This window comes from Janthinobacterium sp. SUN100 (assembly GCF_030397705.1).
Classification (GTDB): domain Bacteria; phylum Pseudomonadota; class Gammaproteobacteria; order Burkholderiales; family Burkholderiaceae_D; genus Janthinobacterium; species Janthinobacterium kumbetense.
This window is the reverse complement of sequence record NZ_JAPUBU010000005.1, coordinates 169,335-192,713: the sequence shown is the minus strand read 5'-3', so window position 1 is coordinate 192,713 and position 23,379 is coordinate 169,335. Positions and strand designations below refer to the sequence as shown.

Genomic DNA, 23,379 nt, shown 5'->3' with positions numbered 1-23,379 from the left:
GCGCGGCATGTTTCCTCAAATAAACGGTATCGCGCAGGTATCGATGGCCTTGCCGGCCGCATCGTAGCGCTGCACGCACACCTGGTAGCGCACGCCGTAATCGAGCTCAACCTGCTCGACCTTTCCATACTTCAATTTCCAGCTGGGCTGCACCTGTTGCCGGCCAGCCAGCGCGGCCACATCCTGCGGAATCGCCATCGCCGTCTGCGTCTCTCCCAGGCGCGCATCCTGGCGCCGCGCCACGTCGATAGCCACGCTCACGGCCAGGTCGACGCCGCCGTCCGCATACTGCAAAGCGGGCGCGCCGCGCTGCGCCCGCATCACGCCCCAGGCGCACGGCTTGCCGCCCGCCTCGCATTGCTTCAGCTGCGCCAGCGGAAAATACTCAGGGGCAATCTTGCCATCCTTGATGGGCCAGCTGGTGCGCACGCCGTCGCGCTTGCCCGTCAGCGGATTGTCCCAGCTCAGGCTATTGACGACGGCCACGGTCTGCCCGGCCTGCAAGCCCACGGGCGTGCCCAGCGAGGCGCAGGCGGAAAGCAGCAAGCCGCTGGCGGCCAGGAAAGAAAGTGTCAGGATGCGCTGCATGGTAGGCCTCTTGTGGTGGGAGATCCCGAAGGTATGTTTCGAGGGTAACAGAATCGGCGGCGACAGTGCCGTTGGCTGGCGCACATAACAGTACGGGCGGCACCCTTGCAGGCGCCGCCCGTAGCGGAGAGCTCATGCCGGGAGCCAGGCCCCCGGCAATAGGTGGATCAGTCCAGCTTCCAGGCGTAGTCGACCTTGGTCCAGGTCTGCGCTGCGGCGCCATCCTTGGTGCCCGGCTTGAACTTGCACGCGGACAGGGCCTTGATGGCGGCCTTGTCCAGGTTCTTGAAGCCGCTGCTCTTGTCGACTTTCGAATCGGCAACGCTACCATCGGCATTGACCAGGAAGGACATCGACACGGTGCCCTGCTCTTCGTTCATCAGCGAGGCTTTCGGATACTCGGCCTTGCAATTCTTGGCATCGAACGACGCCGGCACCTCTGCCGCGAAAGCCGCGGAAGAAACGGACACCAGCAAGGCTGCTGCAACACTCATCAAACGCTTATTCTCAAACATGTGCTTCCCCATGATTATCAGATACGGTAATTACAACTTCCTGTGCGCTGTTGGCCGCGCTTAAAACTCTTCCCACTCGTCATTGCTGCCGGCGCTTGCCGCCTTGCGCGGCGCCGGAGCAGCCACGGGAGCTGCCGCTTCCGCCTTGCGTGCCAGCGATTTCACCGGACGCAATGCCGGCGCCGGCTTGCGCGCGGCAACGGGGGCAGCCACAGCCGCCACGGGGGCCGGCACATACGCCGCCGGCTTTTCTTCGCCTTCGACCAGTTTGAAGATGCTGACCACGTGGGCCAGTTCGGCCGCCTGGTCTTGCAAGCTTTGCGCCGCGGCGGCAGCCTGCTCCACCAGGGCCGCATTTTGCTGCGTCATGCCATCCATCTCGATGATCGACAGGTTGACCTGCTCGATGCCGGCGCTTTGTTCCTGGCTGGCACTGGCGATCTCGCTCATGATGTCGGTGACGCGGCGCACGCTGTCGACCACTTCGCCCATCGTCACGCCGGCCTGGCCCACCAGACGCGTACCGCGTTCCGTCTTCTCGGCCGAATCGTCGATGAGGATCTTGATTTCTTTCGCGGCGCCAGCGGAACGCTGGGCCAGGTTGCGCACTTCCGACGCCACCACGGCAAAGCCGCGGCCTTGTTCGCCGGCGCGTGCCGCTTCCACGGCCGCGTTCAGGGCCAGGATGTTGGTCTGGAAGGCGATGCCATCGATCACGCCGATGATGTCGACAATTTTCTTCGCCGATTCATTGATCGAGCTCATGGTGTCAACCACTTGCGACACCACTGAGCCGCCCTTCAGGGCCACGTCCGACGCCGTGGCGGCCAGCTTGTTGGCTTCCCGCGCATTGTCCGCATTCTGTTTCACGGTCGAGGTCAGCTCTTCCATGGCCGACGCCGTTTTTTCCAGCGCGCTGGCCTGCATTTCCGTACGCGACGACAGGTCGATATTGCCGTCGGCAATTTCACGCGACGCCGTGCCGATGGTTTCCGTGCCGACACGTACCTGGCCGACGATGCCCACCAGGCTGTTGCGCATTTCCTTCATTTCCGCCAGCAGGCTGGAATTGTCCGATGGCTGCGTGTGGATGCCGATCGACAGGTCGCCATTGGCGATGCTGCCGGCGATCGACGCCGTGTAGTCAGGCTCGCCGCCCAGTTGTTTCAGCAAGCCGCGGGTGATCACCAGTGCCGCCGCCACGCCCATCGCCACGGCCAGTACGCCGAGGATAATCATGAACAGGCGCGCGCTGTCGAAGGCCTTGCGGGCGTCCGATTGCATCTGCTCATTGAGCTTGTCTTCCAGCACGGCCAGTTGCTCCAGCGCTTCCATCCATTTTTTCTGTACCGGGCGGATTTCCTTGATCATCACGCGCGTGGCGCCTTCCGCATCGTTGGCCATCCACAGCGCGGACGCCTTGGCGATGGCCGGCATGGCGGCGGCTTCGTATTCCTTGATCGAGGTCAGCAGGGCTTTTTCTTCAGAAGTCGACTCGACGGCGAATTTCTCTTCGAGCTTCTTCTGCGTTTCCTGATAGGTGCTGGTCTGCGTCTTGATACGCGCCATTTCCGGCTCCATATCGCTCGCGTCGGTCATCAGGGTCAGGATGCGCAGCGAGGTGATGCGGTCGCTGACGTTGCCACGCATGTCGATCACCAGGCGGGTGACGACGTTGTTGACATTGATCACGTGATCGAGACGTTCCTGGATTTGCGCCATGCGCGCGATGCCGAGGACGGTCACGGCCACCAGCAGAACCAGTACCAGGGCGAAACCCAGGCCCAGGCGGGTACCAACCTTCATTTTTGCTAAATTCATTTCGGCTCTTCGTAAATGAAACTATTGATAAGGATTTTTGCCCGGCACGACAAGACGAAGGCTGCGCAACACCGGCATCCGCCCTTACCCATTGGTATGCTGGCGGTATCCGGCCGCACGCAGCCTGGGGTACTTCCTGATCTACAACAGCCCTGAAAACCCCCAGTGACTGCGAATGCAAATTTGTTCCACAAACTGAATTTTTGACGCAGATGATGTGAGATCAACATCAAACATTCATATGAGAAATATTTGTCTATAATCAATTATAGGTGTAAATTTTGCCTCAAAGCAAGCAATAAGTACCTGAATAAATGGCTGATTAACTTTCTTCGGGGAAATGGCAACAACGCCGTTTCTTGCCCCATAGAAATGCCCCACGACAGTGCGGCCGTGCGCCGAAACAGCGCATTTACAACACATGGCATAGCCATATGACATCGTTTCGGAAGTGGTATTCAGAGGAGGGGGTGGTGCGGACAATACCAGTGCGCCGGGGCACCGGTATAGACAAGTTTGCTCAGCGGTCCCAGCTGCAATGCATCACATAGGCGTGACGCTCTGTGCCAAAGACAAAGACGCTCCAGATGGCGCCCAATTGACTGGCCAGGCTGTGCTGACCGGACGATACCAGTTGATACCAGCGGGGCGCACTGCCCAGCAGTTCGGCCAGTTCGTTCTCGAAACCATCGAACAGGCGCGCGTCGAGCGGCTGGCGGTCGGCCTCGCTCGCCGGGCGCAAGCGCTCCAGCAGCCACTGGCGCGGCGTGCACAGGACGCCGCTGCACACCACGCTCTCGATGGGCTGCAGGCGCATGCCGTCCGGTGCGATCTCCAGCGAGCGGCACAGCGCGTCGAACGCCGCCTGCGGTGCCACGGGGCCCAGACAGGAGCATGCGAAAAGGCTGCCATCGTCCTTCAGCGCGCTGACGGCTTGCAGGTAGCCTTCAATCTGGCGCGCAAGACCATGGCAATCGCCGCTCATCAGGCAGGCAACGACAGGCGCGCCGCCGCTTCCAGCAGCAAACGCGGGTCGCCCGAAGCCAGCTTCTTCGAATCGGACAAGGTCTGGCGGAAGCCGCGCGCGCCGGGCAGGTTTTGCATCAGGCCCAGCATGTGGCGGGTAACGCTGTTCAGCTTCAAGCGCCCCGCTTCTTTCTCCAGCTGCGCACTAATATAAGGAATCATCGCTTCGAGCACCTGTTCGCGCGTTTTGACGGGAGCGTCGTCGCCGTAATAGCGCTGGTCGAACTGCGCCATCACGTACGGGTTATGATACGCCTCGCGGCCCAGCATCACGCCGTCGAGGTGCTGCAGGTGCAGGTCGATTTCCTCGAGCGTCTTAATGCCGCCATTGATAATGAACTCGAATTGCGGAAAATCACGCTTCAAACGGTAGGCATAGTCATACTTGAGGGGCGGCACTTCACGGTTTTCCTTCGGACTCAGCCCTTTCAGGATGGCGTTACGCGCATGCACGATAAACGTCTTGCAGCCGGCGTCGGCCACGGTGCCGACGAAATCGCGCACGAAGTCGTACGACTCGCTGTCGTCGATGCCGATGCGGTGTTTCACCGTGACGTCGATATCGACCACGTCGCGCATGGCTTTCACGCAATCGGCCACCAGTTGCGGCTCGGCCATCAGGCAGGCGCCAAACGCGCCCTTTTGCACGCGCTCGGACGGGCAGCCGCAGTTCAGGTTGACTTCATCGTAGCCCCACTGCTGGCCCAGCTTCGCGCTGGTGGCCAGGTCCGTCGGATCGCTGCCGCCCAGCTGCAGCGCCACCGGATGCTCTTCCTCGTTGAAGCGCAGATGGCGCTCCACGTCGCCGTACACGAGCGCGCCCGTCGTCACCATCTCGGTGTACAGCCAGGTGTGGCGCGTGATTTCGCGGTGGAACTTGCGGCAATGGCGGTCAGTCCAGTCCATCATGGGGGCAACGGACAGGCGGCGGGAAGGCAAAGAAGAGGAAGTCATGGTGTCTACAAAAAACAGGAGCTGCAAATGACAAACCCGCTGCGCGCCTCACCAGTGACGGTGACGCGGCGCAGCGGGCCGGAGCGGCATGGCCCGCAGGCCATGCTCTACAACAGATTACGAATCACGCGACGCTTTTTTACGCTCGTGCTCTTTCAGGAAGCGCTTGCGCAGACGGATCGATTTAGGGGTGATTTCCACCAGTTCGTCGTCCTCGATGAATTCGACTGCGTATTCCAGCGACATCTGAATAGGTGGTACCAGGCGCACCGCTTCGTCGGTACCCGACGAACGCACGTTGGTCAGCTGCTTGCCCTTGATCGGGTTGACGACCAGGTCGTTGTCGCGCGAGTGGATACCGATGACCATGCCTTCGTAGACCGGGTCATTGTGCGACACGAACATGCGGCCGCGGTCTTGCAGTTTCCAGATAGCGTAGGCAACAGCGGCGCCGTCGTCTTGCGAGATCAGCACGCCGTTACGACGGCCAGCCATTTCGCCACGGGTGTTGTCGACTGGTGCGTATTCATGGAATACGTGGCTCATCAGGCCGGTGCCGCGGGTCAGGGTCATGAATTCGCCCTGGAAGCCGATCAGGCCACGTGCCGGGATCAGGTACTCGAGACGCACGCGGCCCTTGCCATCCGATTCCATGTTTTGCAGGTCGCCACGACGACGGCCCAGTTCTTCCATGACGCCGCCCTGGTTGGCTTCTTCCACGTCGACCGACAGGTTTTCAAACGGCTCGTGGCGCACGCCATCGACCATTTTGAAGACCACGCGTGGACGCGAAACGGCCAGCTCGAAGCCTTCGCGACGCATGTTTTCGATCAAAATCGTCAGGTGCAGCTCGCCGCGGCCCGATACTTCGAAGATCGTGTCGTCGTCGGTTGGTGCCACGCGCAGAGCAACGTTGGCTTTCAATTCTTTTTCCAGACGGTCACGCAGTTGACGCGAGGTAACGAACTTGCCTTCGCGGCCAGCCAGTGGCGAGTTGTTGACCATGAAGTTCATGGTCAGGGTCGGCTCGTCGACGGTCAGCATAGGCAGCGCTTCTGGCGTGTCCACTGCGCACAGGGTCGAACCGATGCCGATTTCGTCGATACCGTTGATCAGGCAGATGTCGCCGGCGACGGCTTCGTCCACCAGCACGCGCTCCAGGCCCTTGAAGTTCAGCACCTGGTTGATGCGGCCCTTGATCGGGGTAGCGCCTGGGCCATTGATGACCAACACGTCTTGACCGACCTTGACGGTACCGCGGTTGACGCGGCCAATGCCGATCTTGCCGACGTACGACGAGTAGTCCAGCGAGGTGATCTGCATTTGCAGCGGGCCTTCCGGATTGTCGTCACGTACTGGAACGTGTTCCAGGATGGCGTCGAACATCGGCTTCATGTCGCCGCCGCGCACGTCTTCGGTCAGGCCGGCATAGCCGTTCAAGCCCGAAGCGTAAACGATAGGGAAGTCCAGTTGTTCATCGGTAGCACCCAGCTTGTCGAACAGTTCGAACGTCTGGTTGATGGCCCAGTCCGGACGTGCGCCCGGACGGTCGATCTTGTTGACGATAACGATAGGCTTCAGACCCAGTGCCAGCGCCTTGCGCGTGACGAAACGGGTTTGCGGCATCGGGCCTTCCTGTGCATCGATCAGCAGCAGAACCGAGTCCACCATCGACAGAACACGTTCCACTTCGCCGCCGAAGTCGGCGTGGCCTGGGGTGTCGACGATGTTGATGTGGGTGCCTTCGTACTCAACGGCGCAGTTCTTCGACAGAATCGTAATGCCGCGCTCCTTTTCCAGGTCGTTCGAGTCCATGACTCGGGTGTCGACCGCTTGGTTTTCACGGAAGGTGCCGGACTGGCGCAGCAGCTGATCCACCAGCGTGGTTTTGCCGTGGTCAACGTGGGCGATAATGGCGATATTACGAATTGCGCGTTTTGTATTTGACATGGTCGTAGTAGTTACTGAAAAACTGCGGAGTGCGTACAAGATGTACGAGATACCCGAATGCTAATCTATTTCCGGAACCGCGTAGTATAGCATGTTGCGTTGCAACGCTATCTAAAAATGCTGGCGGCTCCCGCAGTCGGGGACGGTTTGTTTAAAAAAGCGACACTGTTTAACGAGTGTCGCTGGGTAATATGACGTTGCTGTGACTTATTGATGCGCCGTGGCAATCAAGCGTTCTGGCGCCAGGATGCTGTATTCCTGCAACTGGCCCGTGCCCAGCAGCTTGCTGTCGTGATACACGCGCACCCTGCCCGGCTCGGCCGACACGGCGACGTCTTCCTTGCCCAGCGCGATGCGCTGGCCGTGCAGGAAACGCTTGGCCAATTCTTCCGTCAGCTGGACGGCGGGGAAACTCGACAATAATGCATCGACGGGCGCCAGCAAGCTCAACGGCGCGGCGTGCGCCGTCAGTTCATCGAGCGTGACGACGCCGTCCAACGTCAGGTTGCCCACGTGGGTGCGGCGCAAGGCGTTCAGATGGCCGCCGCAACCCAAGGCATGGCCGATGTCTTCGCCCAGCACGCGGATATACGTGCCCTTGCTGCACATCACGGACAATTTCAGGAACGGGGCTTCGTAGCCGAGGAACTCGAGCTTGTGGATGGTCACCGGGCGCGCTTCGCGCTCCAGGGTGATGCCGGCCCTTGCATACTCATATAAGGGCTTGCCGTCCCTTTTCAAGGCCGAGTACATGGGCGGCGTCTGCAGGATAGGCCCGCGGAACTGCGCCAGCACGGCTTCGATCTGCTCTTCGGTGACGTTGACGTCGCGCGTTTCCAGCACTTCGCCTTCCGTGTCGCCCGTATCCGTCGTCTGCCCCAGGTGCACCAGGGTTTCATAGGTTTTATCGGCTTCCAGCAAGTCCTGCGAGAACTTCGTCGCCTCGCCAAAGCACAGCGGCAGCAAGCCCGTGGCGAACGGATCCAAGGTGCCCGTATGGCCCGCCTTCTTCGCGTTCAGCACGCGCTTGGCCTTGATCAGGGCATCGTTGCTGGACCAGCCGACAGGCTTATCCAGCAGCAAGACGCCATCGACCAGGTCGCGCACCCGCTTGATGCCCGGTGGTTTCTTCGGACCCGCCACTGTTATTGCTCGTCCGTCTCGGGTTTCGCGTCCGGCTCGGCGTCGGCCGCGCGCGTGGCATTGGCCTTGTCGATCAGCAAGGACATTTCCATGCCGCGCGAAGTCGAGCTGTCGTGCACGAAATGCAACATCGGCAAGGTGTGGATGTGCAGGCGCTTGCCCAGCAAGCCACGGATGAAGCCGGCCGCGGCCATCAAGCCTTCGGTGGTGTTCTTGATGGCTTCCTTGCTGTCTTTCAACATCGTGAAAAACACCTTGGCGTGCGCGTAATCGGGCGTGATCTGCACTTCGGTGATGGTGATCATCGTGCCGACGCGCGGGTCCTTCAATTCGTAGGCGACGATTTCTGCCAGATCGCGCTGGATCTGGTCGGCCACGCGCAAGCCGCGCGCTGGCATGGTTTTGCTATGTTTAGCCATGATTTTATGCTGTCCTAAGTGCCGCAGGGCGCATGGGTCAAACGGTTGCCCGTTGACCAATGCGCCCCACGTGTTTGCGCGGACAAAGATATGTCCGCGCCATTACTGCTGTGATTACAGGGTACGAGCGATTTCCTGGACTTCGAACACTTCCAGCGTGTCGCCAACCTGAATGTCGTTGTAGTTCTTCAGCGACAGGCCGCACTCCAGACCGGCGCGAACTTCTTTCGCATCGTCCTTGAAGCGTTTCAGGGAGTCGATCTCGCCGCTCCACACCACGATGTTGTTGCGCAACAGGCGGACGGAAGAAGCACGCTTGACCACGCCATCGGTGACCAGGCAACCGGCAATCGCGCCCACTTTCGAGACCAGGATAACCTGGCGGATCTCGACCTGGCCGATGACCGTTTCGCGTTTCTCTGGTGCCAACATGCCCGACAACGCCGATTTGATCTCGTCGATCGCATCGTAAATGATGTTGTAGTAGCGAATGTCCACGCCATTCGACTCGGCCAGCTTGCGTGCCTGGGCATCAGCACGGGCGTTGAAGCCGATGATGACCGCTTTCGAGGCGACTGCCAGGTTGACGTCCGATTCCGTGATGCCGCCGACGGCAGCATGGACCACTTGTACGCGCACTTCGGAGGTCGACAGTTTCTGCAGCGAACCGACCAGCGCTTCTTGCGAACCTTGCACGTCGGTTTTGATGATCAGTGGCAAGTTTTTCACTTCGCCTTCGGCCATCTGGTCGAACATGTTTTCCAGTTTCGCAGCTTGCTGTTTTGCCAGTTTCACGTCGCGGAACTTACCTTGACGGAACAGACCGATTTCACGCGCCTTGCGCTCGTCAGCCATGACGACGACTTCTTCACCGGCAACCGGCACTTCCGTCAGGCCCTGGATTTCGACAGGAATCGAAGGACCCGCTTCAGCGATGGCTTTGCCGTTCTCGTCCAGCATGGCGCGAACACGGCCATACGAAGAGCCAGCCAGGATCACGTCGCCGCGGCGCAAGGTACCGGACTGCACCAGGATCGTCGCGACAGGACCACGGCCCTTGTCCAGACGCGCCTCGACTACCAGACCGCGCGCTGGCGCTTCGACCGGTGCCGTCAGTTCCAGCACTTCGGCTTGCAACAGCACTTGTTCCAGCAGGTCGTCGATACCCTGACCCGTTTTGGCCGACACCGGCACGAATGGCGATTCGCCACCGTATTCTTCCGGCACGACTTGTTCGGCGACCAGTTCCTGCGTCACGCGGTCAACGTTGCCGCCTGGTTTGTCGACCTTGTTGATCGCCACCACCAGCGGTACGCCGGCTGCTTTCGCATGGGCAATCGCTTCTTTCGTTTGCGGCATCACGCCATCGTCGGCGGCAACCACCAGAATGACGATGTCGGTTGCCTTGGCGCCACGGGCACGCATTGCGGTAAACGCTTCGTGACCCGGGGTGTCGAGGAAGGTGATCATGCCGCGTGGCGTATCGACGTGGTAAGCGCCGATATGCTGCGTAATGCCGCCCGCTTCGCCGGAAGCAACCTTGGCGCGACGAATATAGTCCAGCAGCGAGGTCTTGCCGTGGTCGACGTGACCCATGACGGTGACCACCGGTGCGCGTGGCTTGGTTTCGAAGTGCGCGTGTTCGCCCACGTCGGCCAGCAGCGCTTCCGGATCGTCCAGTTCGGCGGCGAACGCCTTGTGGCCCATTTCTTCCACCAGAATCATGGCGGTTTCCTGGTCCAGCACCTGGTTGATCGTGCACATCTGGCCCAATTTCATCAAATGCTTGATGACTTCGGATGCCTTGACGGACATTTTGTGCGCCAGTTCGGCCACGGTGATCGTTTCCGGTACGTGCACGTCCTTGACGACGGCTTCCGTAGGCGCCTGGAAGTTCGATTCACGGTCGTCATGGTGCGTCGGGCGACGGCCCTTCGCGCCACCGCGCCAGCTGTCACGGCCGCCTGGACCGCTGTTGCCGCGTGGTTTAGGACCACCGGTGGTGCCGCGTTTTTTCGCGTCATCGGACCAGGTGGACGACACATTCGCCGACTTGATAGATTTCTTGTCTGCAACAGCAGGCTTCTTATCGCCCGGCTTGTCGCCAGGTTTCTTGTCAGCAGGCTTGTGCAGGGTGCCTTCCGGAGCCTTCGGCTTGACCGGTACCGGTGCAGGCTCAGGAGCCTTGATGGCGCGGCGTGGCGCGTTCATCATGGCCTTGATCTGGGCGACTTCGTCGGCTACGGCCTTGCGTGCACGCTCGGTGGCTTCCGCTTTGTCAGCGGCTTCCTTGGCGGCAACAGCAGCGGCGGCGGCTTTCTTCTTCGCTTCTTCAGCGGCAGCAGCTTTTTTCGCTTCGGCGGCGGCGTCGTCAACGACAGGCGCAGCGGCGCTGGCGGCAGGCGCGGCGGCAGCCTTGGCGGCCGCTTTCTTCGCTTCTGCTTCAGCTTCTTTCTTCGCAGCCAATTCAGCCTGTTGCGTGGCTTTCGCCTGGGCTTCTTTTTCCGCGTCGAGCTTGGCCAGACGTTCTTGCTTTTCGCGCAGATCGGCTTCCTGGCGGGCGATCAGTTCAGCCTGTTTACGGGCTTCTTCTTCACGGCGCGCCACGTCGGCGGGATCGATCACCGGTGCGGCAGGCGCGACCGGTTCAGCTGCGACCGGCGCAGCTTCGTCACGCTGGACGAAAGTGCGTTTCTTGCGCACTTCCACCTGGATGGTGCGCGATTTGCCGGTGGCGTCAGCTTGCTTGATTTCAGTCGTTTCCTTGCGGGTCACGGTGATTTTCTTCTTTTCTGTGTCAGCCGCTGCGCCGTGTGTGCGGCGCAGATGATCCAAAAGCTTGTCCTTATCATCTTTCGACAATGGATCTGACGTCGAACTTTTCTCGACGCCGGCAGAACGCAGCTGCGTCAGCAGCAAATCTGCAGGCATCTTCAGTTCGGTGGCAAATTGGGCTACGTTGTTACTCGCCATTCAGTCCTCTTTTCTATGTGTCGCGGAGATGATAAAGATACTCAAATTAAGCCTTTGCGGATTCGGCCAGACTCCATGCCTTGGCTTGCAACGCCTTGGCACGATCGTCGTATTTCGAGTCAACCAACTTCATCTCATCGTCGGTCACATCTTTAAATTCACTTGTAATCAGTTCACGCGCACGGTCCGCAGACAAGGCCAGGATTGCGCCAAATTCGTCGTATGCCAGTGCTGCAAATGCTTCAACGGTCTTGATACCAGCCAGACCCAGCTTGCCGGCGGTAATGCGGTCCATGCCTTCCAGACCGACCAACGCCTCGTCCATGCCTTCCAGACCCTCTTCCGAAGCAATCGCTTCGGTCACGAGCGCATCACGCGCACGGGTACGGAGTTCATTGACGGTATCTTCGTCAAACGATTCGATTTCCAGCATTTCGGAAATTGGCACGTAAGCGATTTCTTCCAGACTGGCGAAACCTTCTTCCACCAGAATATCGGCCACTTCCTGGTCGACATCGAGCTTTTCCATGAACAGGATGCGCACGGCAGCCGTTTCCTGGGCAGCTTTGTCAGCCGATTCTTCGGCCGTCATGATGTTGATCTTCCAGCCGGTCAGGTCCGAGGCCAGGCGCACGTTCTGGCCGGAACGGCCGATCGCGATTGCCAGGTTTTCTTCGTCCACGACGACATCCATCGCGTGTTTTTCTTCGTCGACCATGATCGACGACACGTTCGCCGGCGCCAGAGCGCCGATGACGAACTGCGCCGGATCTTCCGACCACAGCACGATGTCGACACGTTCGCCGCCGAGTTCGCCGGTCACGGCCTGCACGCGCGAACCGCGCATGCCGACGCAAGTACCGATCGGGTCGATGCGCTTGTCGGCCGTGTAGACGGCGATCTTGGCGCGGACGCCGGCATCGCGGGCTGCGGATTTGATTTCCAGCATGCCTTGCTCGATTTCCGGCACTTCCAGTTCAAACAGCTTCATGATGAAGTCTGGCGCGGTACGCGACAAAATCACTTGCGGGCCGCGCATATTGCGGTCGATGCGCAAGATGAAAGCACGCACGCGGTCGCCGATACGCAGATTCTCTTTCGGGATCATCTGGTCGCGTGGCAGACGCGCTTCGATCTTGCCCGATTCGACGATGGCGTCGCCGCGTTCCATGCGCTTGATGGTGCCGGTGACGAGCGAGTCGCCGCGTTCCAGGAAGTCGACCAGGATCTGTTCGCGCTCGGCGTCACGCACGCGCTGCAGGACGACCTGTTTGGTATCCTGGGCGAAACGGCGGCCGAATTCGACGGATTCGATCGGTTCTTCGATGTGGTCATCGACTTCGATATCCGGAATCTGTTCTTTTGCCTCGAAATGCAGGATCTCCTGATCCGGCAATTGCAGGCCCGCTTCATCGGGCACCACGTGCCAGCGGCGGAACGATTCGAATTCGCCCGTTTCGCGGTCGATCGAAACGCGGATGTCTACCTCACCCTCATACCGTTTCTTCGTGGCTTGCGCCAACGCGAATTCGAGGGCGCCGAAGACGACATCTTTATCGACGTTTTTTTCGCGCGCCAGCGCGTCAACCAATAATAAAACTTCGCGGCTCATGCTTTGCGTCCCTTAAAAACCACCTGCGGCACCAAGCGTGCCTTATCCACATCCGCGAGCGTAAACTCCAACATCGCCGGACCATCCTTACCTTCAAATTCCAACGACAATTTATCGCCCACGGGTTCTTGCAAGATCCCCTGGAACGATTTCCGGTTGTTCGTACCCGGCATCGCCACCATCAGCTTGACGATGATTTCCTGACCTGCGAAACGGACAAAGTCTTCCAGCTTGCGCACCGGACGATCCAGACCCGGGGAAGAAATCTCGAGGCGTTCGTAAGGAACGTTCTCTACCGTCAACACATGCGATAACTGGTGACTCACCGTGGCACAGTCTTCGACCGTGATCGGACCTTTTTCAGCGGCATCGGCGGCGCTGAAATCAATAAAGACGCGCAGCAGTCCGCGCTCGGCACGTTCGACATCAACGAGCTCATAGCCCAGACCTGTAACTGTCTTTTCAATTAATCCCAACTGCTGCAAGAAATTCTCCAGAAATAAGGCCCGTTTTCGGCATGACAGCGCCACATCGGGCGCCTACAACATGCAAAAACACGCATTCAAGTCATATATGGCCCCTTGCGGAGCCATTACAAACGGTTCAACAAAAAAAAAATGGGCATCTGCCCATCTTCTTGTATTTCCCCAACCAGATGAAAGCACTCCCCACCAAACAACCCTGCGGAGAACTTTTATTAGGCTGCAGATTATAACCTCTTATTAACTTCGCCGCAATGCCGCACACGCGGAGCGGCCCGGCTTACAACAGTTACAAGAGCGCGCACCCGCGGCAGATCGGCGGGCGCGCAAGAAGAAACTCTTCCCGATTAACCTTTGCTGCGGCGGCGCGGCATGCCATCCATGCCGCCACGATCCATGCCGCCACGCGGCTGGCCACCGGAACGTTGCCCACCAGCACCACCGCCACCCGTATTGCGGCGCGGACCCGTGTTGGCGAAGCCGAACGCCGTTTGCAGCGGATCGGGCTGGCGCGGACCGCGCTGCGGCGCGCGGCCTTCACCACCCGGACGGCCTTGACCCTGGCCTGCCGCACGCGGCGGACGGCCCTGGCCTTGCGGCGCGCCTTCGAACGATGCCGACGAGCGGGGCTGACCACCCTGGAACGGACCTTGCGGCTGGCCACGGCCAGGACCACGCGCGTCGCCTGGACGGCCGGCGCCGCCTGGGCGACCCTGGCCTTGCGGACGGGCAAACTGGCCTTGCGGCTGGCCACGGCGCGGCGCGACCGGGAAAGGATCGGCGTTGCGGTTGCTCACATCGATGCGGTTGCCATTCGGCTCGTCATCGCGGCTGGCCTTGCGCGCTTCGCGGCCCTTGGCGGCGCCAGCGGCACGGGGGTCGCCCGATGCCGGCATTTTCTTTTCGATGCCGTAGGCCGTCAACAGGTCGCGCACGGTGTTTTCATCCATCTCTTCCCAGCGGCCGCGTTTCAGGCCGCTCGGCAGGGTCATGGCGCCGTAGCGGGTACGGATCAGGCGCGAGACGGTCAGGCCGATGGCTTCGAACATGCGGCGCACTTCGCGGTTACGGCCTTCGCCGATCACCACGCGGTACCACTTGTTGATGCCCTCGCCGCCGCCATCGGCGATCTTCGAGAACTGCGCCAGGCCGTCTTCCAGCTCGACGCCGGCCAGCAGTTTCTGGCGCATGCCCTCTTCCAGCTCGCCCAGGGTACGCACGGCGTACTCGCGGTCGATGCCGTAGCGCGGGTGCATCAGGCGGTTGGCCAGGTCACCGGAGGTGGTAAACAGCAGCAAGCCTTCCGTGTTGAAGTCGAGGCGGCCAACGGCCAGCCACTTGCCGGCTTTCATGGTCGGCAAGCGGTCGAATACGGATGGACGGCCGTCCGGGTCATTATGGCTGACGATTTCGCCGGCCGGCTTGTGGTAGACCAATACGCGTGGCGGCTTCTTGCTGACGCGGCGCTGGATCAACTTGCCATTGATGCGCACGTGATCGCTCGGCAAGATGCGCTGGCCGATGTGGGCTGGCTCGCCATTGACGGACACGCGGCCCGAAATGATCAGGTCTTCCATGTCGCGGCGCGAACCGAGACCGGCTTCGGCCAGCACCTTGTGCAGCTTCGGCGCATCGTCGTCGGACGTCAGGTCGCGGCGCACGACGGCTTTCTGTACGCGGCCCGTGCCGCCTTCTTCGCTGTCGAACGCGTCGGAGGTGACGAACGAGAAGACAGCATCAGCGTCGCTGAGCTTGCCCGGCGCAGCCTGGCGGCCCTTGCCCTTCTTGCGGCTCTTGCCGGCATTCTTGCCGGCGCCCGGCACGTCGTTGCGCGGACCGCGCGGCAGGCGCGGGCCGGAGACGAGGTTGCCTTCGGCATCGAACACATCGGCGACAGGCGCGGCAGCTTGCTCGGCGACAGGTGCGGCTTCGGCTGCCTGCGGCGCTTCGGCGCGCGGCGGCTGGCGCAGCGCGCGCTCCGCCTGCACACCGCGCATCTGGCGCGGACCGCGCGTCGGGCGCGCTTCGGCAGGCTTGTCGGCAGCAACTTCCGGCGCCGTTTCAGCGACGGCGGCAGCAGCCTTGGCGGCGGCGCGGGCGCGCGGCGGACGCGGCGCCGGAGCGGCAACCGCCTCGGCAGCCGCTTCGGCGGCGTCGGCCACGGCCTTCAAGGCTGGCTTGGCGCGGGTTTTCTTGGCGGCTGGCGCCGCTTCAGCAGCGGCGACAACGACGGGCGCATCGGCAGCCACGTCGGCTTTCGTGCGGCGCTTCGGCTTGGCAACGGCGGTATCGCCTGCGGCGGCAGCAGCGGCCGTATCGGCTTCGATCTGGGCCTTGGTGCGGCGCTTGGGCTTGGCAACGATGGCTTCGTCGCTGGCGGTTACTGTCTCGGGTGTGTTCGGATTATTCATTCTTCGTTTCTTGGCTGTGCTGACCTGGCGCAGCGTCAACCGTTAGTTCTGGCGCAGGGTCGTGAGTGTAGGCTTCGTCCGTGGGCGAAGCATCGGGGCCGGCATCAAGGCTTGCTGTCACATCTACATCTGTCACAGCCGTATTGCTACCTGCACCAAGCTGGGGGACAAGCTCATTGCTTGCCTTGTCAAAATTCTCTTGCAGGGCCGCTTCCAGGGCTTCCAGCCCATTGCCCTGCATTTCACTGATTTGCTGCAACGGCGGCAGCTGGGACAGCGAATGCAAACCCAGGTCATCCAAAAACTGCTTGGTGGTGGCCAGCAAGGCCGGCCGTCCCACCACGTCGCGGTAACCGATGGCATCGACCCAGCCACGGTCTTCCAGCATCTTGATCGTCTGCGAATTGACGGCAACGCCGCGAATCTCCTCGATATCGCCGCGCGTCACCGGCTGGCGGTAGGCGATGATGGCCAGGGTTTCCAGGGTCGCCCGCGAATACTTGGGCGGCCGCTCGGGCGTCAGACGGTCCAGATACATCTTCATTTCCGGGCGGCTTTGAAAGCGCCAGCCCGAAGCGAGACTGACGATCTCGATGCCGCGCCCGTCCCACTCATCGCGCAACTCTTCCAGCAATTGCTTGATCGTGTCGGCGCCGACGCCGACGCCACGCACGCGACCATTCTCGTCCGCATCGACGAACAGCTTCTTCAAGCTGTGGATCGTCAGCGATTCACGAGCGCACAGCAACGCGGTTTCGAGGACTTTTTTAGCCTCAATTGTATTCATAGCAATTCTGTGCGGATGTGTGTTGCAATTCGTATGCAGAGAAAGAAATCAAAAACGTTCATTTCAACGTAACAGAGGGCAGACATCGATGATGACGCCGTGCTGGGTTACTAGTTGAGGCTGTTTTTCCGACGCCTTGGCCGATGCGCGCAAAGCGGGACTAAAGCGGATGCAGTGAAAGTCCTGCCATCCATGGTGCTGGCCTTAAATAACCAGCAATGAAACGAACTCCGGAGCAGCTGCTTTTCCCGTGGCGACGATGCAGCCAGACGGGAAAGCGACAGTCGTCGTTTCATCCAACGATGCCAATTGTACCTGATAAAAAGCGGAAAAGCGCAAAACCGGGTAAAACACGCGTTTTACCCGGCTCTGGCGCGACATCCCGCCCGCTGCCCGCATCACAGGGAGGCGAGTTTCTCCGAGAGAATGGCCGATGCGCCCAGGAAAGCTGGGTACTGCGCCGTGATGACAAAGGTCGGCACTTGCGAGACATAATTGGCGAAGCGACCCTTGCGCTCGAAGCGGGCGCGGAAGCCGGAGCGGTCGAAACGCGCGCCCAGGCGCGGCACGATGCCGCCGCCGATATAAATGCCGCCCAGCGCGCCCAGGGTGACGGCGACGTTGCCCGCCACGGTGCCCAGCATGCAGCAGAACGCTTCGATGACGTCGTCGCACAACTGGGATTCGCCAGCCAACGCGCGGCGCGTGATTTCCGCCGCCGGCAAGTCTTCCGCCGGCACGCCCGCGCGGTCGGCCAGGGCGCGGTAGATCAATTCCAGGCCATCGCCGGAAATCAGGCGCTCGGCCGAGACATGCTCGTATTCGCGCCAGGCGAATTGCAGAATGCTCACTTCCGTTTCATTGAACGGCGCGAAGCTGACGTGGCCGCCCTCGCTTTGCAGGGCGATCCAGCCGCCATGCGAAGGAATCAGGCCCGATACGCCCAGGCCCGTGCCGGCGCCGATCAGGCCGATGGCCGTGTTCGGACGGGCCGTGCCCGCGCCCACCTGGTGCTTTTGCTCGTTGGACAGCTGCGGCAAGGCGCGCGCCAGGGCCGTGAAATCGTTGACCACGTCCAGGGTCGTGAAACCGCACTCTTCGCGCATGGCGCGGATCGAGAACGACCAGTGGTGGTTCGTCATGCTGAGGAAATCGCCGTCGACCGGATTGGCGATGGCGATCACGGCATGGCGCACGGCTTGCCCGCCGGCCGCGGCGATGTGCGGTAGGGCCAGGTAGGCTTGCAGGGCGGCGGACAGGCTCGGGTAATCGGCACAGGGCAACACTTCCACCAGGGTGATGTGGCCGGCGGCCACTTCCAGGGCGAAACGGGCATTGGTGCCGCCCACGTCGGCCAGCAGGCGCGGTCCATCGGCGAAGGCGGAAGTCGGCAGTACGGGAGAAGACGAAGCGCTCATGATTTTAAATGATGAAGTGGGACGCATGGGACGCCAAGCTTAAAGGATGAATGCGCCCGGAGGCAAGCAAAGTTTGTAGTTTAAGTACATCAAAACAAGCCTTTATTGGTAGTTCCACTCCAAATGCAACAGGCAGCGCCAAAATTGCTTAGAAACAATGATTTATAGTAAGTACTTGCACTCGTCAGGCACGCGAAAAGCATGCTGCACAGCAGCAGGAATCACCTTGAAAACAGAGTATGCCGGAGTTTGCGCAAAGCCGCTTGGTACGCGGCGGCGCTGGTGCGGCGCTGCCGTCCTGGGCGCGCCGCAAAGGTGTTTTCGTATTATTACTACCGGTTTTTACTGCGGGTTTTATTGCCAGCCTGGCGTGCCGGCGGCAGCCTGGATCAGGAAGGCAAGCCTTCGCCCAACAGGCTGGCGGGCGCCGGCTGGTCCGAGCGGTAGGCGGCATTCCAGGCATCGAGGCCGCCATGCAGGGGCTTGGCCCGGTGGAAGCCGTGCTGGTGCAGCAGCTTGGCCACTTGCGCGGCCGTCACGTCGTTGGGACAGCTGCAATACACGATGATGTGGCGGTCCTTGTCCATGGCGATCATGGCGGGCACCGGTTCCTTGCCATTGAAAAACAAGGCACCCGGCACGGCCGGCTCCAGCGCCTGCGCCGTGGCGCTGCGCGCGTCGACCATCAGCGGCTCTTCGCCCTGCTCTATGAGTTCGAGCAATTCATCGATGCCGATGCGCTCGATCTGCAAGGCCTGGCGGAAACGCCGGCGTTCGAGGAATTTGTACAGCAGGAACAAGCCCAGCAAGGTAGCCAGCATCAGCAAGGCCGTGCTGCCCATGGTGCTGAGCAAGTCGAGCACCTGCTGCACGCTGGCATGGAAAATCACGCCGACGACGATGCCCGTGCCCGTCCACAGCAAGGCGCCCAGGCCCGCGTACAGGAAAAACAGGCCCGGCGGCGTGCCCAGCGCGCCCGACATGGGCGCGGCCACGGTATTGAATCCCGGCACGAACTTGGAGACGATCAGGGCTTTCGGACCCCAGCGCTTGAATTTGTCTTCCGTCTGGCTGACGCAGTAATCGGGCGACAGCGAGATACGGCACAGCAGCCGCAGGATGCGCTTGCCGAAATGGCGGCCCGCGCGGAACCACGTGAAGTCGCTGATCAGGCAAGCGCTGAGCGCGGCGGCCAGCACCAGCCCCCCATTCATGTCGCCATCGACGGCCAGCGCCCCCGCCACCACGAGGATGGGAAAGGCGGGAATCGGCAGGCCGAGCTGCTCCACCAGCACGATGCCAAAGACAATCAGGACACCGTAATGTTCGAGCAGGTAAATGAGGTTGGGCATGGCCGCTATCTTACCGTAAAAAGCCCGACCTAAACGTCGGACATAACCGTAGCGAGCGGCAGTGATTTGTGGCTAAGAAGCGCAACCGTGCTTGAGCACGGCGAGCATCGCAGGCCGCAAAGCGCGACGCGCAGCAGGTTTTGACAGACGTTATATTTGCACGCCCTTCGGTATCGCGCTTAGTAACGTGCGCGTGTACGGATGCACGGGATTGCGGTACAGCTCATCCGAATCGGCCAGTTCCACCACTTGCCCCTTGTGCATCACCATCACCTGGTCGGCGATGTATTTGACGACGGACAAATCGTGCGAGATGAAGATGTACGACAATCCAAATTCATCCTGCAAATCCTGCAGCAAGTTCAATACCTGCGCTTGCACCGACACGTCCAGCGCCGACACGGATTCGTCGCACACGAGAATTTCCGGCTGCATGGTCAGGCAGCGGGCAATGGCGATGCGCTGACGTTGTCCACCGGAAAACTCGTGCGGATAGCGGTGGAAGGCCTGCTCCGGCAAGCCGACTTTATCGAGCAGCCAGTAGGCCTTGGCGATGCGTTCCTGGTCCGTCGCGCCGATCTTGTGGATGCGCATGGGTTCCAGCAGGATCTGCCCTACCGTGAAGCGCGGGTTCAGCGAGGCATATGGATTCTGGAAGATGATCTGGATGCGGCGTTTATACGGCAAATACTCCTTGTTCGGCATGGCGATCAGGTCCTTGCCGTGGAACATGGCCGTGCCGCCCGTCGCCTGGTGCAGGCGCAGCAAGGTCAGGCCCACCGTCGTCTTGCCGGAACCGGACTCGCCCACCACGCCCAGCGTTTTTCCGCGTGGCAAGGTGAACGACACATCCTTGACGGCCTGGAATTCGCGCTTGCCGAACAAGCCCTCGCGCGTGTAAAAGCTTTTACTCAAGTTATTGACCACCAGCACGGGTTCGTCGCCCGGCGTGTAGCCGCGCGTGCGCTGCTTCACCTCGATGCCGGGACCCGCCTTGCCATCCATATAATCGGCGATGACGGGCAGGCGCCAAGGGCGCTCGTCCAGGGACGGACGGCAATGCAGCAGCGCCTTGGTATAACTGTCTTGCGGCGCTTCAAACACTTGCCGCACGTCCCCCGTCTCGCGCACTTCGCCGTGGCGCATGACGATCACCTGGTCGGCAATCTCTCCCACCAGGCCCAGGTCATGGGTAATGAACAGCACGGACATCTGGTGTTTCTTTTGCAGCGCCGCGATCAAGTCCATGATCTGCTTCTGGATCGTCACATCCAGCGCCGTCGTCGGTTCATCCGCGATCAGGAGTTTCGGTTCGCAGGCGATGGCCATGGCGATCATCACACGCTGCTGCTGGCCGCCCGACATCTGGCTCGGGTAGGCGTCGATCTTGGTGGCCGGGTCCGGTATGCCCACTTCCTCGAGCAATTCCAGGGTGCGCGCCCGCGCCTGCTTGCGGTTCATGCCCATGTGCTGGCGCAACACCTCGGCGATCTGGAAACCCACCGTAAACACGGGGTTCAGGGATGACATCGGCTCCTGGAAGATCATCGAGATATCCTTGCCGCACATGGTGCGCCGCTCGGCGATCGACAATTTGAGCAAGTCGCGCCCGCCGAAGTGGATGCTGGATCCGGGGTCGATGATGGTGTTATCCGGCGGCAACAAGCCCATCACGGCCAAGGAGCTGACGGACTTGCCGCTGCCCGATTCGCCCACCAGCGCGACGGTGCTGTTGCGCGGCACGTTGAACGAGATGCCCTTGACGGCTTCGAACGTGGTCTTCTTGTCCAGGCGGAAGGTGACGCGCAGGTCGCGCACTTCCAACAGGTTATTCTGGTCCATGAGCAACTCCTATTTCACTTTGGGGTCGAGCGCATCGCGCAAGGCATCGGTAAACAGCGAGAACGCCGTCACCAGCACGGCCATCGCCGTGGCGGCGGCTGTCAGCTGCCACCATTTGCCCAGGATCAGTTCATTTTGTGCCTCATTGAGCATGCTGCCCCACGAGACGGTGCCCACCGGCACGCCAAAGCCGAGGAAACTCAGGATCACTTCCGCCTTGATGAAGCCCACCACGAGGATGGACATTTGCACCAAGGCAACGTGGCTGACGTTCGGGAAGATGTGGGAAAACATCTTGCGCCAGTGCGAGGCGCCGATGGCGTCGGCCGCCATCACGTATTCGCGCGCCTTGTGCTTGATGTATTCGGCGCGGATCAAGCGGTACGGCCCCGTCCAGCCCGTCAAGCCCAGGATCAGCACGATGGTCAGCACGCCCTTTTGCTGCAAGACCGCCGCCACCGTCAAAATCATCAGGATCGAAGGAATCGACGTGAAGATGCTGTAGAACCAGTTGAAGAAGTCATCGACGATGCCGCCGAAATAGCCGGACACGGCGCCAAAGATGGTGCCCAGCACGACGGCCAGCAAGGCGGCCACCAGGCCCACGACGATCGACGTCTCGCCGCCCTTGACGGTTTTCTGCAGGATATCGTGGCCCCACTTGTCGGCGCCGAACGGCAAGGTTGCCGCCTTGTGCGTGACGAGTTTCTTGGCCTTGCCCATGCCGGCACGCAAGGCCGTCAAGTCGTCGGCCAGCGGGTCCGCGACGCCGTACATTTCCACGCCAGCCGATGGGTTGCTGCCCATCTGGGCGCGCAGTTCGGCGATATCGTCGGCCAGCGGGTCGAGCACGTTGACGGGTGTCGGCGCGCTGCGCTCGTCCGTCACGGGCATGGCGCCATCGGCGGCGACGTCCTTGTCGGCGCCGACAAAGGTGGGCGGCGCGTAGCTGACGGCCACTTCGTCTTCCCAGTTCGAAGCCACCAGGCCGCTGGCGGAAGCCAGCACCAGCAGGAAAAAGGCGCCGACCACGGCCAGCGATACCATTGCAATCTTGTCGCCGCGCAAACGGCGCCACGCCAGGGCCCACAGGCCGGGCGATGTATGAGGTTTCGACATCGTCTCTTTCTACTTCAGTTGTACGCGAGGATCGACCGCCTGGTACAGCAGGTCGGTGAGCAGGTTGAAGAGCATGGTGGCGGCGGCGACATACACGGTGATCGCCTTGATCACCGGAAAGTCGCTGCGCTCGACAGCCAGAATCACTTCACGCCCGATGCCGGGGATGCCAAAGAAGCGCTCGAGCAGGAAAGCGCCGATCAGCAGGGCCGGCAAGTTCGACATCACATAGGTAATGATGGGGATGCCGGCGTTGCGCAGCACGTGCACCCACATGATGCGGCCTTCCTTCAAGCCCTTGGCGCGCGCCGTGCGCACGTAATCCTGGTTGGCCTCGTCCAGCACGAAGGTACGGAACAGGCGCAGGGTCGGCGCGATCGACACGGCCAGGCCGATCAGGATGGGCAAGGTCGAATAGCGCAGCAGGTTTTCCCAGAAGCTGTCGCCCCAGCCTTGCACGGGGAACAGGCCCAGCTTGTAGGCAAAGCCGTACTGGAAGACGATGATGTAGACGAGGATGGAAATCGACATGCCCACCGTGCAGGCGATCATGACGGCGCGGTCCGTCAGCGAACCGCGCACAAACGCGATGGCCAGCGCCAGCGCCACGCCAAAAAACGTTTCCAGCACGGTCAGCGGGATCAGCACCATCATCGACGGCCCCAGGCGCGAGGTGATGATGTGCGACACGGATTCCCCCGTGGCCCAGCTCTGGCCGAAGTCAAACGTGACGATCTGCTTGATGAAGATCCACAGTTGCACGTAATACGGCTGGTCGACGCCCAGCTGGCGGCGGATGTTGGCGATGCTTTCCGCACTAGACATCTTGCCGGCCAGGATGTAGGCGGGGTCGCCGCCCACCCAGTTAAACAGGATAAACACCAGCAGGACGACGCCCAGCATGGTGGGCAGCATCTGCCACAAGCGGCGCAGGATATAAGCAAACATAATGATTCCTTGTCGTTAT

Annotated in this window: 18 protein-coding genes; all 18 read right to left on the bottom strand. The window is 61.0% G+C overall.

Translation table 11 applies throughout. The features are described from left to right. Nucleotides 1-15 precede the first annotated feature (15 nt). A complete protein-coding gene (locus tag O0881_RS23755) occupies nt 16-588 on the bottom strand; it encodes a hypothetical protein (protein WP_289913325.1) in 573 nt (190 codons plus the stop codon). Between the two features lie 167 nt (nt 589-755). Further along, nucleotides 756-1,103, bottom strand: a complete 348-nt coding sequence (locus tag O0881_RS23750; RefSeq protein ID WP_289906330.1) for an energy transducer TonB — start codon at nt 1,101-1,103, stop codon at nt 756-758. A gap of 60 nt (nt 1,104-1,163) precedes the next feature. Beyond that, nucleotides 1,164-2,924 carry a methyl-accepting chemotaxis protein gene (locus tag O0881_RS23745; RefSeq protein WP_289906331.1) on the bottom strand — a complete coding sequence of 587 codons (1,761 nt, stop codon included), beginning with the start codon at nt 2,922-2,924 and terminating at the stop codon, nt 1,164-1,166. A 520-nt stretch (nt 2,925-3,444) separates the two neighbouring features. After that, nucleotides 3,445-3,909, bottom strand: a complete 465-nt coding sequence (locus O0881_RS23740; protein ID WP_289913324.1) for a hypothetical protein — start codon at nt 3,907-3,909, stop codon at nt 3,445-3,447. Next, nucleotides 3,909-4,904 (bottom strand): tRNA dihydrouridine(20/20a) synthase DusA, encoded by a 996-nt coding sequence (dusA, locus tag O0881_RS23735; protein ID WP_251349820.1) that lies wholly within the window; start codon nt 4,902-4,904, stop codon nt 3,909-3,911. Before dusA ends, O0881_RS23740 begins: the two co-directional genes overlap by 1 nt. Before the next feature lie 117 nt (nt 4,905-5,021). After that, the gene (typA, locus tag O0881_RS23730; RefSeq protein WP_076569139.1) at nt 5,022-6,854 is read right to left on the bottom strand and encodes a translational GTPase TypA; all 1,833 of its coding nucleotides are present in this window, start codon (nt 6,852-6,854) and stop codon (nt 5,022-5,024) included. Nucleotides 6,855-7,061: 207 nt separating this feature from the next. Continuing rightward, entirely contained in the window at nt 7,062-7,997 is a 936-nt protein-coding gene (gene truB, locus O0881_RS23725; RefSeq protein ID WP_289913323.1) for a tRNA pseudouridine(55) synthase TruB, read from the bottom strand. A 2-nt stretch (nt 7,998-7,999) separates the two neighbouring features. Beyond that, nucleotides 8,000-8,416, bottom strand: a complete 417-nt coding sequence (gene rbfA, locus O0881_RS23720) for a 30S ribosome-binding factor RbfA (protein WP_099665290.1) — start codon at nt 8,414-8,416, stop codon at nt 8,000-8,002. Nucleotides 8,417-8,530: 114 nt separating this feature from the next. Then, the gene (infB, locus tag O0881_RS23715; RefSeq protein WP_099665291.1) at nt 8,531-11,389 is read right to left on the bottom strand and encodes a translation initiation factor IF-2; all 2,859 of its coding nucleotides are present in this window, start codon (nt 11,387-11,389) and stop codon (nt 8,531-8,533) included. Between the two features lie 46 nt (nt 11,390-11,435). After that, entirely contained in the window at nt 11,436-13,001 is a 1,566-nt protein-coding gene (nusA, locus tag O0881_RS23710) for a transcription termination factor NusA (protein ID WP_077400312.1), read from the bottom strand. After that, entirely contained in the window at nt 12,998-13,486 is a 489-nt protein-coding gene (gene rimP / locus O0881_RS23705) for a ribosome maturation factor RimP (RefSeq protein WP_035828693.1), read from the bottom strand. Before rimP ends, nusA begins: the two co-directional genes overlap by 4 nt. 344 nt (nt 13,487-13,830) lie before the next feature. After that, the gene (rluB, locus tag O0881_RS23700) at nt 13,831-15,894 is read right to left on the bottom strand and encodes a 23S rRNA pseudouridine(2605) synthase RluB (RefSeq protein WP_289913322.1); all 2,064 of its coding nucleotides are present in this window, start codon (nt 15,892-15,894) and stop codon (nt 13,831-13,833) included. Beyond that, nucleotides 15,887-16,681, bottom strand: a complete 795-nt coding sequence (gene scpB / locus O0881_RS23695) for an SMC-Scp complex subunit ScpB (protein ID WP_289913321.1) — start codon at nt 16,679-16,681, stop codon at nt 15,887-15,889. Before scpB ends, rluB begins: the two co-directional genes overlap by 8 nt. A 398-nt stretch (nt 16,682-17,079) precedes the next feature. Further along, nucleotides 17,080-18,099 (bottom strand): glucokinase, encoded by a 1,020-nt coding sequence (locus tag O0881_RS23690; protein ID WP_077400303.1) that lies wholly within the window; start codon nt 18,097-18,099, stop codon nt 17,080-17,082. Between the two features lie 389 nt (nt 18,100-18,488). Beyond that, nucleotides 18,489-19,451 carry a VTT domain-containing protein gene (locus tag O0881_RS23685; RefSeq protein ID WP_251349817.1) on the bottom strand — a complete coding sequence of 321 codons (963 nt, stop codon included), beginning with the start codon at nt 19,449-19,451 and terminating at the stop codon, nt 18,489-18,491. Nucleotides 19,452-19,601: 150 nt separating this feature from the next. Then, nucleotides 19,602-21,293: an ABC transporter ATP-binding protein gene (locus tag O0881_RS23680; RefSeq protein WP_289906334.1), complete on the bottom strand. Its 1,692-nt coding sequence runs from the start codon at nt 21,291-21,293 to the stop codon at nt 19,602-19,604. 9 nt (nt 21,294-21,302) lie between these two features. Next, nucleotides 21,303-22,412, bottom strand: a complete 1,110-nt coding sequence (locus tag O0881_RS23675; protein ID WP_099665296.1) for an ABC transporter permease — start codon at nt 22,410-22,412, stop codon at nt 21,303-21,305. A 9-nt stretch (nt 22,413-22,421) separates the two neighbouring features. Further along, nucleotides 22,422-23,360: an ABC transporter permease gene (locus tag O0881_RS23670; RefSeq protein WP_034782513.1), complete on the bottom strand. Its 939-nt coding sequence runs from the start codon at nt 23,358-23,360 to the stop codon at nt 22,422-22,424. Nucleotides 23,361-23,379: the final 19 nt, after the last annotated feature.